A 17,196-nucleotide genomic window follows, 5' to 3' on the forward strand; every position below is an offset into this window, starting at 1 on the left:
GCCCGCCCCGGCCCCCGCCCACGCCCCACCTCCCCTCACGACGACGAGAGTCCGCCGCCATGTACGAGCTGTCCCGGGTCCGCCTCTACTCCATCGGGCCTGCCGGTGCGCGCTACGCCGACACCGTGCTGGACCTGCGCGGAGTCGGCGAGCCCGTGCCCGACCCCGCGCCGACCCAGGCGGAGTTCTTCGAGGAGGAGCCGGTCGGCCCGCCGCGCCGCCCCGCGCCCGCCGGCGTGCTCTTCCTGGAGAACGGCGGCGGCAAGTCGGTCCTGCTCAAGCTGATCTTCTCGGTGATGCTCCCCGGCCACCGCAACACCCTGGGCGGCGCCAGTTCCGGCGTGCTGCGCAAGTTCCTCCTCGCCGACGACTGCGGACACGTCGCCCTGGAGTGGCAGCACACGATCACCGGCGAGTGCGTGGTCGTCGGCAAGGCGAGCGAATGGCGCGGACGCCAGGTCTCCAACGACCCGCGGAAGTTCGCCGAGGCCTGGTACTCCTTCCGGCCCGGCCCCGGACTCAGCCTCGACAACCTGCCCGTCGCCGAGGCCACCGCCGTACGGCCCTTCGTCGAAGGAGTCTCCGGCGCGCAGGGCAGGCGCCGCACCATGAAGGGCTTCCGGGACGCGATCACCGAGGCGGGCAAGGCGTACCCCCACCTGGAGGTCCACTGGGAGGAGATCCACGACCGCTGGAACGAACACCTCGGCGACCTCGGCCTGGACCCCGAACTCTTCCGCTACCAGCGGGAGATGAACGCCGACGAGGGTGAGGCCGCCGGTCTCTTCGCGGTCAAGAAGGACTCCGACTTCACCGATCTGCTGCTGCGCGCGGTCACAGACACCCGCGACACCGACGGACTCGCGGACCTGGTCGGCGGCTTCGGCAACAAGCTCGGACGGCGGGCCGAACTCATCGCCGAGCGGGAGTTCACCGCCGGTTCCGTCGACCTGCTGGGACGCATCGTCGACGCCGGCGAGGCACGGGCACGCGCGCGGGACATCCACTCCGGCGCCGAGCGGCGGACCCGGACCCTCGCCCGCCGGCTGTCGGCACGCGCCGTGCGGGAACGGGTGCGCGCGGGAGAGCTCGCCCAGCGGGTCACCGCCGCCGCGTACGCCGTCACCCATGCCGAGGGCGCCCGCGAGCGCGGCGCGTTGATCGCCGCCGAACTCGCCTACCGACACGCCTCCCTGGCCCTCGCCGGAGCGGAGAAGTCGGCCGCCGCGCAGAAGCGGGAGCTGGCCGACGCGCGCACCCTCCACTCCGCCTGGCAGGCCGCCGAGGCCGTGCTGCGGCACCGCGCCGCCGCCGACCGCTCCACGCGCGTGGCCGCCGCGATCCGCGAGGCCGAGCGGGACGCCGCACCCGCCCTCGCCGCCCGCGCCCGCGCCGCCGTCGACCTCGTCCGCGCCCTGCACCGGGCCGCCGACGGCGCCGAGTCCCTGGCCAACGAGGAGGAGGAGCGGTCCGCGGGTCTCCAGGAGATCGGTGAGCGCTCGCACGCCGACGCGACGGCCGCCGCCACCGCGGCCCAGCGCGCCCGCAGCGAGGTCGGCCACCTGAAGCAACGCCTGGCCGAGGTCGAGCAGGAGACCGCCGAGGCGGTCCGCGCCGGCTGGCTCGACGACACCGCCCCCGACGCCGACCCGGCCCGCGCGGCCCTCGCCGCCAGCGACGCCGAGAAGACCGCCGTCGCCGGCTGGGACACCGCCCGCGAGGCCTCGCGGCGCGCCGCCGACCACGCGCGCGAGGCGGCGTCCGCCGAGTCCCGTGCCGAACTGACGGCCGCCCGCGCGGCGGACGCGGCGACGGCCGCCGAGGGCTCCTACGCGGCGGAGCGCCGCACGGCCGAGGCTCTCGCGGAGGAGGAGCGGCTCGCGGAGCTGCTCGGCCTGCCGGGCGCCGACACCCGCGGCGCCGTGCCCCGGCCCCGCCGCGACGAGGAGACCGACGGCACCATCGGCCTCGCCGACGGTGCGCCGCTGACGCCCGAGCAGCTCGACCAGTACGCCGACGACCTGCGGGCTCTCCTCGACGACGGAGTCGCCTCCGCCGAACGCCACCTCTTCGACCTGCGCACCGCCGCGGCCGACGACGCCCGCATCCTCGGAGCGCTCGGCGACGGCGGCCTGCTGCCCCCCGGCCCGGACGTCCTCGCCACCGTCGAGTACCTCGGCGAACACGGCATCCCCGCACTCCCCGGCTGGCGCTACCTCGCCCAGGCCGTCGACCCGGTCGACCACGCGCGCGTGCTCGCCGCCCGCCCGGAACTGGTCGACGGTGTGATCATCACCGACCCGGACACCCACGCCCGGGCCCGCGAGGCGCTCGGTGACGCCGCCCTGCTGCCGCGGTCGGCGGTCGCCGTCGGCACCGCCGCCGCCCTGCTCGCCCCGACTCCGGCCGACGACGCGGGAGACAGTGGTGTCTTCCTCGTACCGCCGAACCCGGCCATGCACGACGAGCACGCGGCCGACGAGGAGCGTCAGGCGCTGCGGGCCCGCGCGGGTCTGCGGGACGAGGAGATCCGTACGCTCGCCGCCCGCCTCGGCAAGGACCGGGAACTGGCGGCACGGCTCGCGTCGTGGCGCACCGGCTGCCCGGCCGGACGGCTCATCGAGCTGGCCGCGACCGCCCGGGACGCGCGGGCCTTCGCCGAGGAGGCCGAGGCCGAGCTGACCGAGGCACGCACCGTCCGGGCGGAGGCCGACGAGACCGCGGCCGACGCCGCCCACGTACGCGACGAGCGGCAGGAGGCCGCGCAGAAGGCCCGGCGCGCCGCCGACGCCCTCGCCGGACTCGCCTTCCGGCTCCGCGAACGCGCCGGCTGGCAGGTCCGCCTCCGTGAACTCGCCGACGAGGCCGCCGAGTCCGAGGCCCGTGCCCAGGAGTGCCTGGAGCGCGCCCGTGCCGCCGACGAGGACCGCCGCGCCACCCAGCGCGCCGCCGACGACGCCCGCCGTACGGCCCGCGCCCTGCGGGCCGAGCGTGCGGAGATCGCCGGCGCACCGGACGACGTCTCACAGGAGGACACGGCCGCGCAGTCCTCGCTGCCTGCCCTGCGGGAGGCCTACCGGGCCGCGTCGCAGCTCTACGAGAAGGTCGGGGTCGGCGCCGACCTGCGGGCCGAGCAGGCGCGTGCCGAGAGCGACGAGAGCGCGGCCCTCGCCGATCTGGACCGCCTCAGCAACAAGGTCCGCACCCGCGCGGCCCAGCTCCTGGAGTCGCCCGACGGATCCGACGGCCCCTCACGGCAGGCAGCCGTCGCGCGCGCCGACGAGTTGGTGCAGCTCCTGGAGGCCCGGATGTCCACCGCGAGCGAGCAGCTCGGCCGGCTGCGCGGCGAGGCGGAGCGGCACGCGCCCGAGGAGGGCGACGCGCACACCGAGCTGGCGGAGGACCTCGTGCCCCGCGACGCCGAGCACGCCCAGGCCCTGCTCCGCACCGCCACCAGTGAACTCGCCACCCGTGCCGAGGCGTTGGAGCGGGCGCGGGAGTCGCACGGCGAGTTCCTCGGCGCCCACCGGTCGGCCGAGGACGCGGCCGGCGGCTTCGACGAGACGTCCGCCCTGCTCAGGGACCTGCTCCGGGAGCACTCCGACGAGGAGCAGGAGGAGCCCGAGCCCTACCCCGGAAGCCTGGAGGAGGCGCGGCACTCCGCCGCCGAGAGCCGCCGCTCGCTGCGCGGCTGCGCCGCCGACCTCAGCGCGGCCGAGGGTGCCGTCCGCGAGGCCTGCGACATCCTCGTACGGCACGCCAACTCCACCCGCTACGAGCAGGTGCGGACCCCCGCGCGGCAGCAGATCCGTGAGCTGCCCGCCTCCTCGCTGCCGGAGCACGCGCACAAGTGGGCGGACGCGTTCGCGCCCCGGCTGCGCGTCCTGACCGACGAGTTGGAGCAGCTCGAGCGCAACCGGGACTCGATCGTGGACCGGCTGCGGGGACTCGTGGAGTCCTCCCTCGCCACCCTGCGGTCGGCGCAGCGGCTGTCCCGGCTCCCGGAAGGTCTCGGCGAGTGGTCCGGGCAGGAGTTCCTGCGCATCCGCTTCGAGGAGCCCGACCAGGCCACCCTCACCGAGCGGCTCGGCGAGGTCGTCGACGAGGCGACCCGCGCCGCGGTCAAGAAGAACTCCGACATGCGGCGCGACGGCATGTCCCTGCTGCTGCGCGGGGTCGGCGCCGCACTCCAGCCCCGGGGCGTCGCCGTCGAGATCCTCAAGCCGGACGCCGTCCTGCGCGCCGAACGCGTCCCCGTCGGGCAGATGGGAGACGTGTTCTCCGGCGGTCAGCTGCTCACCGCCGCCATCGCGCTGTACTGCACGATGGCGGCCCTGCGGAGCAACGACCGCGGCCGGGACAAGCACCGGCACGCGGGCACCCTCTTCCTCGACAACCCCATCGGCCGCGCCAACGCGACCTACCTGCTGGAGCTCCAGCGGGCCGTCTCGGACGCGCTCGGCGTCCAACTCCTCTACACCACCGGCCTGTTCGACACGACCGCGCTCGCCGAGTTCCCGCTCGTCATCCGCCTGCGCAACGACGCGGACCTGCGCGCCGGCCTGAAGTACATCAGCGTGGAGGAACACCTCCGGCCGGGACTCCCGAAGGAGGCCCCGGCCGGAGAGGCCGTGCACACGGAGATCACCGCGACGCGGATGTACAAGCGCCCGGCGCCGGTCACCCCGTAGGGGCCCGTCTCGGGGAGCCGCGCACCGGTCACGGCCGGTCGGGCGGTTCCCCGGCTGGCCGCCGGGTCCTCAGGGGCCCGTCCGCGCGTCCTCCTTCAGCAGGTCGGCGCACTTCTCGCCGATCATCATCGTCGTGATGCACGGGTTCACGGAGATCAGATCCGGCATCGCCGATCCGTCCGCGACCCGCAGACCCCCGACCCCCTTGACCCGCAGCCGGGCGTCGAGCGGGGCCGAAGGGTCGTCGTCCGCGCCCATCTTCACGGTGCAGGACGGGTGGTAGACGGTGTTGTGGGTCTTGTGGATGTAGTCCAGCAGCTCGTCGTCGGAGCCGACGTCGGGGCCGGGGGCCAGCTCGGCGCCCGCCCAGCCGCTCAGCGCGGGCCGCGCGGCGATCCGCCGGGCCAGCTTCAGCCCGTACGTCATGACCCGCACGTCGTGCTCGTGCGTGAAGTAGCGCGGGTCGACCATCGGCTTGTCCCGGTAGTCGCGGGTGCGCAGCCGCACCGTGCCGCGCGACTTCGCGCGGGTCACATTGGGGGTGAGGCAGAACGCGTTCTCCGACGTGGGGAATCCGTGCCGCGCGGTGTTCATGTCGAACGGCACCGAGCCGTAGTGGAACATCAGGTCCGGCCGGTCCAGGCCCGGTTCCGTGTCGTAGAAGATCCCCGCCTCCCACCACTGGCTCGACGTGGTGGGCATGGGCTGCCGGGCCTCCCACATGATGACCCCCTCGGGATGGTCCTGGAGATTCTCGCCGACCCCCGCCGCGTCCACGACCACCTCCACACCGACCTCGCGCAGATGCCTCGCGGGCCCGATCCCCGACAGCATCAACAGCTTCGGGGTGTCGACGGAACCGCAGGACACGATCACCTCGCGACGGGCGCGGACCGTCCGGGTGTGGACGAGATCCGGGTCGAGATACTGCGCGCCCACACACCTCCGACCCTCCAGGACCAGCTTCTTCGCCCGCACGCCCGTCCGCACCGAGAGGTTCGGCCGCTTGCCCATGACCGGGTGCAGGTACGCCACCGACGAGGACTGCCGGATGTTGTTCTCGTCGGAGTTGATCTGGAACCAGTTGGCTCCCCGGACCACCGTCCTCCCGCTGTTGAACGGGGTCGTCGGGATGCCTTCCTGGGCGCACGCCGCCAACAGGGCCGCGCCGCACGGGTCCTCACCCTTGAGCGTGCGCAGCTTCACCGGCCCGGTGCGGCCGTGGTGATCGCCGGGGGCGTCGTTCGACTCCAGCCGCCGGTACAACGGGAACAGATCGGCGGAGCCCCAGCCCGTACAGCCCGCGGCGGCCCAGTCGTCCAGGTCCTCCGCCGGAGCCCAGAAGGCGATGCACGAGTTGTGCGACGAACAGCCGCCGAGGACCTTGGCGCGGGCGTGCCGCATGAAGCTGTTGCCGCTGGCCTGCGGCTCGACCGGGTAGTCCCAGTCGTAACCGGATTCCAGCAGACCCATCCAGCGCTCCAGTCGGAGGACGTCCTCGTCACCGACGTCGCTGGGACCGGCCTCCAGGACGCACACGGTGACGGACGGATCCTCGGACAGCCGTGCCGCGACCACGTTGCCCGCGGTGCCGCCGCCGACCACGACATAGTCGAACTCATCGATGCTCATGCGCTGTTGCCCTCCTTCAGTCGGCTGCCGGGGCGGTGAGCGGGGCCGTCGGGGCGCGATCCGGCCGGTGCGAGTCGAGCACACCGGTGCGGTGCCGCTGGACGAACCAGTAGTAGGCGAAACCGCCGCCGGCGATGACCGCCACGAACAGCACCGCGCCCCAGCGCAGGTACCAGTGGAACGGCGCCGCCGCGTTGTACACCTCGGCGCGCGGCCAGATCAGGTTGACCGTCATGACCGCGCCCCACACCACGGCCACGATGTTCACCAGCAGACCCCACCGGCCCAACGAGAACCTGCCCTCGCCCGCCGGCTGCCACCGGCCGCGCAGTCGCGCCACCAGCATCGGCGCGGTCACCCCGAGGTAGGCGAGGTAGATCATGATGATGCCGATGCTGGTGACCACGGTGAAGATCTGCGGCTGGCGGATGTTCACGACGAGGATCGCCACCGCCAGGACCCCGATGACGACGGCCGGCAGCACCGGGGTCCGGAAGCGCGGACTGACCCGGGCCATCAGGGACGACGCGGGCAGATTGTTGTCCCGTGACATGGCGAAGGCCAGCCGGATCGCCGCCGTGTGCACCGCGAGCGCGCACACCGTGACCGCGATCAGCACGCACCACAGCATCGCCTTGCCCGCCGTCGGACCGAGCACGTCGAGCACCACGAACTGCAGCCCGTCCGTGGACAGTTTCTCGCCCTTCAGGCTGGACACGCTCATCAGCGCCAGCAGCAGGACCAGACCGCCGAGGACGAACGACGCCACGATGGCGCGGATGATGGCCCGCGGCGCGTTGCGCGAGGGATCCAAGGACTCCTCGCCGAGCGAAGCCGCCGTGTCGAACCCGTACATGACGTATGCCGAGGCCAGCGAGGCCACCAGGAAGGCGCCCAGGTACCCCGTCGTATGACCGGCGCCCGTGCCCGCGGTCTCCGTGACCACCTGCGGACCTCGGGTGATGTGGACGGCGAACAGCACGATGAGGACGACGGTGGCGATCAGCTCGATGAACACGCCCGCGCTGTTGATCGTGGCCATCAGCTTCACGCCGAAGGCGTTCACCAGGGTCGTGAACAGGATGAGCGCCGTGGCGAGCACCACCGCGTTGGTGGCGACGTCGTACTTCCCCGTCCCGTCCCCGACGAACTGGAAGACGTCCGAGATCTGCGGGAGCGTCAGCTGGTAGGCCAGCGCCACCGCCGAGATCGACACGATGGAGGCGATGAGCATCATCCAGCCGGCCAGCCAGCCGAGATGCGGATTGCCTATCTTCTTCGACCAGTTGTAGACGGAACCGGCGACGGGATAGCGCGCGGCCAGCTCCGCGAAGCAGAGCGCCACCATGAACTGGCCGACGAAGACCATCGGCCAGGACCACCAGTAGGCGGGACCGCCACTGCCGTAGCCGAAGTAGAAGAGCTGGAAGGTGCCGGTGAGGATGGAGATGTAGCTGATGCCGGCGGCGAAGGTGTGGAAGCTGCCGAGGGTGCGCTTCAGTTCGGGTCTGTACCCGAACGCGGCCAGTTCGGCGTCGTCGTGCTGTGGTCCTGTCGGTTGCTCGGTGGTGGACATGAGCGGACTCCAGGTGGTCCTGGGGGAGGGGTGAGGGAGCGGCCTGAGCGGGTGCCGGGTTCCATGAGGGGCTGGTTCGTGCGCGGGCGCCATGTCCGCGGGGTGCACCGGGGCCGTCCCCGGTGGTGGGTCAGCCGAACCAGCCTTGCGGGGAGGGATCGGTGTTGCGCCAGATGTGCTTCGTCTCGCGGTACTCGGCCAGACCCGACGGGCCGAGTTCGCGCCCGGATCCGGACTGCTTGAACCCTCCCCACTCGGCCTGCGGGACGTACGGGTGGAAGTCGTTGATCCACACCGTGCCGACCCGCAGCCGGGCCGCGACCCGCTGCGCCTTCGCCTCGTCGGTGCTGAACACCGCGCCGGCGAGACCGTAGATCGTGTCGTTGGCGAGCCGTACCGCCTCGGCCTCGCCGCTGAAGCGCTCCACCGTGAGCACGGGCCCGAACGACTCCTCCCGCACCACGGACATGTCGCCGCTGCACTCGTCCAGCACCGTCGGCGGATAGTAGAAGCCCTCGTCCAGGCCGGGACCGGTCGGCCGCTCGCCTCCGCAGCGCAGCACCGCCCCCTCGGCCAGCCCCCGGGCGACGTACGCCTCGACCTTCTCCCGGTGCGCCGCCGAGATCAACGGCCCGGTCTGCGCCCGCTCGTCGAACGGCCCGCCCAGTCTGATCCGGGAGGCGCGCCGCACGATGTCGTCGACGAACCGGTCGTGCAGGCCGTCCTCCACCAACAGCCGCGCGCCGGCCGAGCACACCTGCCCCGAGTGCAGGAACACCGCCGTCAGCGCCATGTCGACGGCCGTCTCGAAGTCGGCGTCGGCGAAGACGATGTTGGGGTTCTTCCCGCCGAGTTCGAGCGCGACCTTCTTGACCGTGCCGGCCGCCGCGGCCATCAGCGCGCGCCCGGTCGCCAGGCCCCCGGTGAAGGAGACGAGATCGACGTCCGGGTGGTCGGCGAGCGGGGCGCCCGCCTCGGGGCCCGCGCCCAGCACCAGATTGGCGACCCCCGGCGGCACACCCGCCTCCTCCAGGATCCGCATCAGATGGATCGCCGTGTGCGGGGTCAGCTCGCTCGGCTTCAGAACGAAGGTGTTGCCCGCGGCGAGTGCCGGAGCGACCTTCCAGGCCGTCTGCAGGAGCGGGTAGTTCCAGGGCGTGATCAGCGCGCAGACCCCGACGGGTTCGTACACGACACGGCTGTCGACACTCGGCGTGCCCGTCTCGACGACCCTGCCGGCCTCGGCGGTGGCCTGCCGTCCGAAGTAGCGGAAGCAGTTGGCGATGTCGTCGATGTCGTACTCGCTCTCGACGAGCCGCTTGCCGGTGTCCAGCGACTCGGCACGGGCGAGCGCGTCCTTGTCACGGACGAGGAGGTCGGCCACGCGCAGCAGCAGATCCCCGCGGTCCGCCGCCGGGGTCGTCGGCCAGGGCCCCTCGTCGAAGGCGCGGCGCGCCGCGGCGATCGCCTCCACCGTGTCCTTGCCGCCCGCCTCGTCGACGACGCCGACCGGCGAGCCGTCGGCGGGACAACGGATCTCCCGGGTGCGCTCGTCGAGTGCGCCGCGCCAGCCACCGTCGATGTACAGGTCAGGCACGTGGGCCTCCCAGTCGCGCGATCAACCACTCGTGGAAGATCCCGATGTGATGCTCGGTCGGGACCAGCACACCACCGTCGCGATAGGCCCGCGACGCCATGGCCGGCTGGGTCCGCTCGCACGCCTCGAAATCCTGCTCGTTCACCCGGTGGAACAGCTCCACCGACTTGGACAGGTCCGCACCGGACTCGACGACCTCGGGGGCGTAGAGCCAGTCGCACTCGACGACCGTACGGTCCTCGGCGAGCGGGAACATGCGGTGCAGGATGACATGGTCCGGGACCAGGTTGACGAAGACCGTCGGTTTCACCGTGATCGCGTAGTAGCGGCGGTCCTGCTCGTCCGCGACCGCGGGCAGTCTGGCGAAGCCCTCGCTGCCGTCGACCGTGAACCCCCTGATCTCCTCCCCGAACGCGGCTCCGTGCCCCACGTAGTACTGAGCGGCGTATCCCTCGGTGAACTCCGGTAGCACCTCGGTCAGTTCCGGATGGATCGTCGCGCAGTGGTAGCACTCCATGAAGTTCTCGACGATCAGCTTCCAGTTCGCCCGCACGTCGTAGGTGACCCGCCGGCCGAGGGCGAGGTGCTCCGTGCCGTAGTGCTCGATGGCCGCCGCGGTGCCGAGACGCTCCACGGCCGCGCCCTTCACCGTCTCCTCGAAGGAGGGTGGTTCGGCGGCCAGGCACACCCAGGCATAGCCCAGCCACTCGCGCAGCGCGACCTTGACCAGGCCGTACGCGACGCGGTCGACGTCCGGCATCTTCACCAGGTTCGGAGCGGCCACCAGCCTGCCGTCGAGGTCGTACGTCCAGGCGTGGTACGGGCATTGGAGGTTGCGCCGCACCTCGCCCGACTCCTCGGTGCACAACCGGGCGCCCCGGTGGCGGCAGATGTTGAGGAACGCGCGCAGTTCGCCGGTGCGGGAGCGGGTCACGAGCACGCTCTCGCGGCCGATCTGCACGGTGCGGAAGGCTCCCGGCCGCGCGAGGTCGCCGGAGCGGACCGCGCAGAACCACATCGACTCGAAGAGCCGCTCCTGTTCCTGGCGGAAGATCTCCGGGTCCGTGTAGTACCGCCCGGGGAGGGTGGTGATGAGGCTGGGGGAGAGCGGGGACGGGGAGGCGGGGGTCGTCGTCACGGGCGTGCTCCTCAGGCGGGCGCGGCGGCGAGGCGGTGGGGATCGAACAGGCCGATGGGATGCTCGGTCGAGCCGTCCAGGGCGAGGTCGGCGAGGATCTCGCCGACGACCGGCACGAACTTGAAACCGTGTCCGGAGAAACCGCAGGCCACGGTGACGGACTCCGGATGCGCGGGATGACGCGCTATGACGAAGTGCTCGTCGGGGGTGTTGGAGTACATACAGGTGGCGGCCTTCAGGAAGGTGCCGGGCAGGTCGGGGATGCAGCGCGACATCTGGTCGGCCATGGCCCGGATCTCTTCCTCGTGCACCGTCCGGTCGATGTCCTCGGGGGTGCATTCGACACCGCCCCTGCGGAAGAACGCGACCTTGGCGCCCAACTCCGGTCCGTCGATGGCGGGGAAGCCGTACACCTGGACGCCGGCCGCGTCCTCCCAGATGTAGATCGGGTGCCTCTCGGGCACGAACGGGCCGGTCCCGCCGCGCGGCTGGAACCAGTACATGATCTGCCGCTCGATCCGGAACGGCACTCCGAGATCGGTGAGCAGCCGAGGGGCCCACGCGCCCGGGCAGATGACGAGTTGGCCAGCCGTGTAGGTGTTCTCCGCCGTGTGCACGCGCACCCCGTCCCGGTACGGCTCCCAGCGCGTCATCGGCTCTTCGAAGTGCAGGTCGGCGCCCTGCCGAGTGGCGAGCTGGAGGTGCGCGGCGACGGTGTTCTCGGGACGGATCAGTCCCGCCCGGGCCTCGAAGAGCGCCACCTCGTCGTCGCGCGGGTTCAGTGTGGGGTAGCGGCGCCTGATCTCCGCCGCGTCCAGCATCTCGTGGGGCAGGTCCCACTGCCGCGCCGAGAGGACGGAACCCGCGACGGTCCGCGACTCGGGCGTCCCCACCATCACGCCGCCGCAGAGGGTGGCGATGTCACGGCCGGTGGCCCGCTCCAGGTCGTCGTACAGCTCGTAGGCGCGCAGCAGCAGCGGGACGTACGCCGGGTCCTCGAAGTAGGACTGGCGGGTGACGCGTGAACCGCCGTGGCTGGAACCCCGGTTGTGCACGGGGCCGAACTTCTCCAGCCCGAGCACACGGGCGCCGCGCGCCGACAGGTGGTGGGCGGCGGCGCTGCCCATACCGCCGAGACCGATCACGATCACGTCGTACGTGGGGGACACGGGGCCTCCTCGATCCTTTTGTCCGGCTCTTGCCTCTTCATCGGATTCAACGGCGGATTCGGTTCATCTCCGGATCGAAGAGCGGTTCGTCGCAGACGGTGGCGGGGATCTTCTCGCCGAAGTAGTCGACGTGGACGCCCGTTCCGGCGGGCAGCGAGGGCAGCCAGGCGTAGGCCACGCAGCGGCCCAGCGTGTAGCCGTAGGCGGCGCTCGTGACGTAGCCGGCGGGGGCGCCGTCGACGTGGACGGGTTCCTTGCCGAGGACGACGGCGGCCGGATCGTCGAGGAGGAGCGCGGTGAGCCGGCGCGCCGGTGTCCGCGCGGCCGGCGCCTGGAGGGCCTCCTGGCCGACGAAGCCGTCCTTGTCCATGCGGACGGCGAAGCCGAGCCCCGCCTCGTAGGGGTTGTGCTCGTCGGTCATGTCGGTGCCCCAGGCCCGGTATCCCTTCTCCAGGCGGAGCGAGTTGAAGGCGGATCGCCCGGCGGCGATCACGCCGTATGCCTGGCCCGCCTCCCAGAGGGTGTCCCAGAGCCGGAGTCCCAGGTCCGCCGTGGTGTACAGCTCCCAGCCCAGCTCCCCGACATAGCTCAACCGCATCGCGGTGACCGGGACATGGCCGATGTACGTCTCCTTCGCGCGGAAGTAGCCGAAGCCCTCGTGCGAGAAGTCGTCGCGGGTCAGCGGCTGGACCAGATCGCGCGCCAGTGGTCCCCACACCCCGATGCAGCAGGTGCCGGACGTGATGTCCCTGATGTGCACGTCCCGCGGCGCATGGCGCAGGAACCGGTCCAGGTCGGCGGGGGAGTTGGCGCCCGCCTGGAACCGGTCGGGAGCCAGCCGGGCGACGGTGAGGTCGGAGCGCACACCGCCGCTCTCGTCGAGGAGCAGGGTGTAGGTGACCGCGCCGGGCTTCTTGCGGAGGTTGTTGGAGGTCATGCGCTGGAGGAAGGCGAGGGCGCCGGGGCCGGTGACCTCGAGACGGCGCAGCGGGGTCATGTCGTAGAGGGCGACCTTCTCGCGGGTCGCCCTCGCCTCCGCCGCGGCGACGGGCGACCAGTGGCGGGCCGACCAGGCGTCGCGCGCGGGCAGCGGGCCGAGGGAGTCGACGAGCGGGGCGTTCGCCTCGTACCAGTGCGGGCGTTCCCAGCCGCCGCCCTCCAGGAAGTACGCGCCGAGCTGCTCCTGCCGGGCGTGGAACGGACTGACGCGCAGCGGGCGCGGGTGTTCCATCGGCTGGAGCGGGTGCAGGATGTCGTACACCTCGACGAACTGCTGTGAACCCCGTTCACGGACGTACGCCGGTGAACGCTGCGCGTCCTCGAATCGCGTGAGGTCGCACTCGTGCAGGTCGACCGAGGCACGCCCGTCGACCATCCATTCGGCGACGGCCTTCGCCACCCCTGCCGAGTGGGTGACCCACACGGCCTCCGCCAGCCAGAACCCGCGGAGTTGCCGGGACTCCCCGAGGACGGGCATGCCGTCCGGCGTGAAGGAGAAGACGCCGTTGAACGCCTCCTCGATCTCCGTCTCGTGCAACGCGGGCAGCAGCCGGCGACAGTCCTCCCAGCTCGGCGCCCAGTCCTCCTCGGTGAAGGGGTACGAGGACGGCATCTTCATCCCGCGCGCGCGTGCCGCGTCGTACGGAAGCACCGCGAACGGGTCGACCGGCAGCGGTCGGTGGGCGTAGCTGCCGATGCCGATGCGGTCGTGGTGCTCGCGGAAGTAGAGGTCGCGGTCCTGGAACCGGAGGATGGGCTTCGAGGCCTCTGCCTCCGCTCCGGCCAGGTCGGGGAGCGGCCGTGTCCTCACGTACTGGTGCGCGAGCGGCTGAAGGGGTACGTCGACGCCGGCCATCCGGCCGATGACCGGGCCCCAGAAGCCGGCCGCGGACACCACGTGGTCGGCCGGGAACGTGCCCCGGTCGGTGACGACGCCGGTGACCCGGCCGTCCGCCTGTTCGATCCCGGTGACCGTGTGACGGTCGAGGAAGCGGGCTCCTCTTCCGGCGGCGCGGTCCAGCTGGGCGCGGGCCGCGAGGACGGCGCGGGCGAGTCCGTCGTCCGGGGTGTGGAAGCCGCCGAGGACGGCCGACCGGTCGATGAGCGGCCAGAGTTCCTCGCACCGGTCGGCGCCGACGATCTCGCCGCGGATACCGCAGGCGGTGGCGTAACCGGCCCTGCGATGCAGTTCGGCCAGACGCTCGGGGGTGGTGGCGAGTTCGAGGCCGCCCACCTGGTCGAAACAGGAGGCGCCGTCGACCTGGAGCGAGGAGAACTTCTCGACCGTGTACCGCGCGAACGCGGCGAGCGTCCTGGACGGGCTGGTCTGGAACACCAGGCCCGGTGCGTGGGAGGTGGAGCCGCCCGGGGCGGGCAGCGGGCCCTGCTCGAGAACGGTGACGTCGGTCCAGCCGCGGGCGGTCAGCTCGTCGGCGAGGGAACAGCCGACGATGCCGGCGCCGATGACGACGACACGGGGACGGAGTGCGGGAGTGCTGGACATGCCCCTCCTTGCCGGGTGGGGGAGTGGAAGCGCTCAGTGGGCCGGGGAGTCGAACCGCTCGGAAGTGAGGACGGGTTCGCCGTGTACGGGCGTCGAGGCCGAGTCCTCCGGTCCCGTCACAGGACCACCACGGACCGGAGCACTTCACCCCGGTGCATCTTCGCGAAGGCCTCCTCGACCTGGTCGAGCGCGATCGTCTCGCTCACGAACGCGTTCAGGTCGAGCAGCCCGTACAGGTACTGGTCGATGAGGAACGGGAAGTCCCGGCTGGGCAGGCAGTCCCCGTACCAGGAGGACTTCAGGGCGCCGCCGCGCGAGAACAGGTCGATCAGCGGAAGGTCGACCGTCATCTCGGGGTCGGGGACGCCGACCTGGACGAGCACACCGGCGTGGTCACGCATGTAGAAGGCCTGTTTGTACGTCTCCGGTCGGCCCACCGCGTCGATGGCGACGTCGACCCCGAAGCCGTCGGTCAGCGCCCGGACGGCCTCGACCGGGTCGGTTCCGCGCGAGTTGACCGTGTAGGTGGCGCCGAACCTCTCCGCCAGGTCGAGCTTCCTGTCGTCGATGTCCACCGCGATGACCTTCATCGCGCCGTTCAGGCAGGCGCCCGCGATGGCCGCGTTGCCCACACCACCGCAGCCGATGACGGCGACGGTGTCACCGCGCCCGACGTTGCCGGTGTTGACCGCGGCGCCGTATCCGGCCATCACCCCGCAGCCGATCAGCCCCGCGGCCTCCGGACGTGCGGCCGGATCGACCTTCACCGCCTGTCCCGCGGCGACCAGGGTCTTCTCGGCGAAGGCCCCGATCCCGAGTGCGCCGCTCAGCGGGGTGCCGTCGAGGAGGGTCATCGGCTGGGTGGCGTTGCGCGAGTCGAAGCAGTACCACGGGCGGCCGCGGCGACAGGAACGGCACGTGCCGCAGGGCGCGCGCCACGCCAGGACCACGTAGTCACCGGGTGCGAGATCGACGACACCCGGGCCGACCGCCGCGACGGTTCCCGCGGCCTCATGGCCCAGCAGGAACGGGAACTCGTCGTTGATCGCGCCCTCCCTGTAGTGCAGATCCGTGTGGCAGACCCCGCACGCCTGGACGTCGACGAGCACCTCACCCGGTCCCGGGTCCGGAACGACGATCGTCTGCACCTCGACGGGTGCGCCCTTCTTCACAGCGACTACGGCACGGACCTCGTGGGGCACGACAAGCTCCTCTGCTGTTGCGCATTGCACGATGGGTTGCGTGATGAGGAACATCTTGAGAATGCCGTCAGGGAGCCGTCAAGGGGTGGGAGTTAACCCTTGGCAAAAGGACCGGGGAGCCCCGAAACGCGGCGGACACACAACGACGCGGGGCCGGATACCCCGGCCCCGCGTCACCGACGAACGGGCCTGCTCGCGCTCGGACCCGGACCGTCAACTCCCTTACGTGGCTCTCCTACCGGCCGGCCGCCGCGCACCACGCCGCCCCGGAGCACCGGACCACTCCCAGCGCCTCAGAAGCCGTACCCCATCCGACGGGACAACTCGGCTCCCGCCGCCACCGTCCGCTTCGCCAGCTCGGGCAACCGGTCCGCGTTCATCCGGTACACCGGCCCGGACACACTGATCGCCGCGATCACCTTGCCGTCGTGTGCCCGCACCGGCGCCGCGACGGCGGCGAGCCCCAACTCCAGCTCCTCCAGCGTGAGCCCGTACCCCTGCTCGATCACCGCCTCCAACTCGCCCCGCAGCGTGGACGGTCCGGTGATCGTGCGCTCCGTGAAGCGCGGCAGGGTCCGCGCCAGCAGGCCTTCCCGCAGCGTGGGCGGCATGTGCGCGAGCAGCACCTTTCCGCTGGAGGTCGCGTGCAGCGGGGTGCGTCTTCCCAGCCAGTTCTGCGCGGTGACCGACGCGGTGCCGCGGGCCTGCATGATGTTGACCGCCGCGTCGTCGTCGAGCACCGCGATGTTGACGGTCTCGCCCAGCTCGTCGGCGAGTTCGCGACAGACCGGCACCCCCTCCTGGGAGATGTCGAGGCGCACCGCCGCCGCCCCCGCGAGCCGCAGCACAGCGGCTCCCAGGTAGTACTTCCCCCGGTCCTTGGCCTGCGCGACCAGGCCGCGGTTCTCCAGGACCCCGAGCAGCCGGAAGGCCGTGGACTTGTGCACGTCCAGTTCCTCGGCGATCTCCGTGACGCCCGCCTCGCCGACCCGGGCGAGGATCTCCAGCACGCTCACGGCGCGGTCCACCGACTGGACGGCGCTTCCCGCGCCCCGGCCGCTCTGCTTCTCGGGGGTGTCCTCGGTGCGTTCAGCCTGCTTCTGCGTGCGGGTCATAGGTCAACTCTCACCACCTGACGGCCCGGTTTGGGCCGCATCTGCGGGAAGCCCTTGACGTGACGGGACCCCCGCGCGGATTCTGTTGCGCATAGCGCTCCCTCGTGCGCCATGCGAAACATCATGTTACCGAAGCGTCCGGAACCGGGAAGGTTCCCGACGCCCCTGGACCTGAGAGGTCGCGGACGAACCGTCCGGACCGAGAGGGGGGCCCATGATTCCCGTCTGCCGCCTTGAAGACCTCCCCGTCGGCGAATCCGTCCGTGTCGGGACCACACCACCGGTCGCCGTGTTCAACGCCGACGGCGAGCTGTACGCCATCGACGACACCTGCACCCACCAGGACGCCTCCCTCTCGGAGGGATGGCTGGAGGGCTGTCTGATCGAATGCCCGCTGCACGCGGCCTCGTTCGACCTCCGCACCGGCTTGCCGACGTGCCTCCCCGCGCGCCGCCCGGTCCGTACGCACCGCGTCACCGTCGACGACGGGATCATCCACGTCCACCTCGCCGCGGAGGAGGGCACCGCCGCATGAAGGCCGTATCTCCCGCCCGCACTCGCCATGGCTGGCCC

At 71.9% G+C, this 17,196-nt stretch carries 10 protein-coding genes; 2 read left to right on the forward strand and 8 right to left on the reverse strand.

Annotation, left to right across the window (positions count from 1 at the left end; genetic code table 11):
- The first annotated feature begins 59 nt into the window (after positions 1–59).
- The gene (locus tag AB0C62_RS31970) at positions 60–4,691 is read left to right on the forward strand and encodes a hypothetical protein (RefSeq protein ID WP_362979116.1); all 4,632 of its coding nucleotides are present in this window, start codon (positions 60–62) and stop codon (positions 4,689–4,691) included.
- 69 nt (positions 4,692–4,760) lie between these two features.
- Here the strand turns inward: AB0C62_RS31970 and AB0C62_RS31975 are convergent, their stop codons facing one another.
- The 8 genes from AB0C62_RS31975 to AB0C62_RS32010 form a co-directional block, all read right to left on the reverse strand.
- Positions 4,761–6,323, reverse strand: a complete 1,563-nt coding sequence (locus AB0C62_RS31975) for a GMC family oxidoreductase N-terminal domain-containing protein (RefSeq protein ID WP_362979118.1) — start codon at positions 6,321–6,323, stop codon at positions 4,761–4,763.
- 16 nt (positions 6,324–6,339) lie between these two features.
- Complete coding sequence (locus AB0C62_RS31980; protein WP_362979120.1) at positions 6,340–7,899, reverse strand: amino acid permease; 1,560 nt, start codon at positions 7,897–7,899, stop codon at positions 6,340–6,342.
- A gap of 130 nt (positions 7,900–8,029) precedes the next feature.
- Complete coding sequence (locus tag AB0C62_RS31985) at positions 8,030–9,496, reverse strand: aldehyde dehydrogenase family protein (RefSeq protein WP_362979122.1); 1,467 nt, start codon at positions 9,494–9,496, stop codon at positions 8,030–8,032.
- A complete protein-coding gene (locus tag AB0C62_RS31990; RefSeq protein ID WP_362979124.1) occupies positions 9,489–10,634 on the reverse strand; it encodes an aromatic ring-hydroxylating dioxygenase subunit alpha in 1,146 nt (381 codons plus the stop codon). Before AB0C62_RS31990 ends, AB0C62_RS31985 begins: the two co-directional genes overlap by 8 nt.
- A gap of 11 nt (positions 10,635–10,645) precedes the next feature.
- Entirely contained in the window at positions 10,646–11,803 is a 1,158-nt protein-coding gene (solA, locus tag AB0C62_RS31995; RefSeq protein WP_362979126.1) for an N-methyl-L-tryptophan oxidase, read from the reverse strand.
- Between the two features lie 46 nt (positions 11,804–11,849).
- Positions 11,850–14,306, reverse strand: coding sequence for an FAD-dependent oxidoreductase (locus AB0C62_RS32000; RefSeq protein WP_362979128.1), 2,457 nt, complete (start codon positions 14,304–14,306; stop codon positions 11,850–11,852).
- A 116-nt stretch (positions 14,307–14,422) separates the two neighbouring features.
- A complete protein-coding gene (locus AB0C62_RS32005) occupies positions 14,423–15,508 on the reverse strand; it encodes an S-(hydroxymethyl)mycothiol dehydrogenase (protein WP_362979130.1) in 1,086 nt (361 codons plus the stop codon).
- Positions 15,509–15,801: 293 nt separating this feature from the next.
- On the reverse strand, positions 15,802–16,623 hold the full coding sequence (locus AB0C62_RS32010) for an IclR family transcriptional regulator (RefSeq protein WP_266611941.1): 822 nt from the start codon (positions 16,621–16,623) through the stop codon (positions 15,802–15,804).
- A 214-nt stretch (positions 16,624–16,837) separates the two neighbouring features.
- On the opposite strand from AB0C62_RS32010, the gene AB0C62_RS32015 reads away from it, so the two are divergent.
- Positions 16,838–17,158: a bifunctional 3-phenylpropionate/cinnamic acid dioxygenase ferredoxin subunit gene (locus AB0C62_RS32015; protein ID WP_362979133.1), complete on the forward strand. Its 321-nt coding sequence runs from the start codon at positions 16,838–16,840 to the stop codon at positions 17,156–17,158.
- Positions 17,159–17,196: the final 38 nt, after the last annotated feature.

Origin of the sequence: Streptomyces sp. NPDC048643, assembly GCF_040650615.1 — a bacterium.
GTDB lineage: Bacteria > Actinomycetota > Actinomycetes > Streptomycetales > Streptomycetaceae > Streptomyces.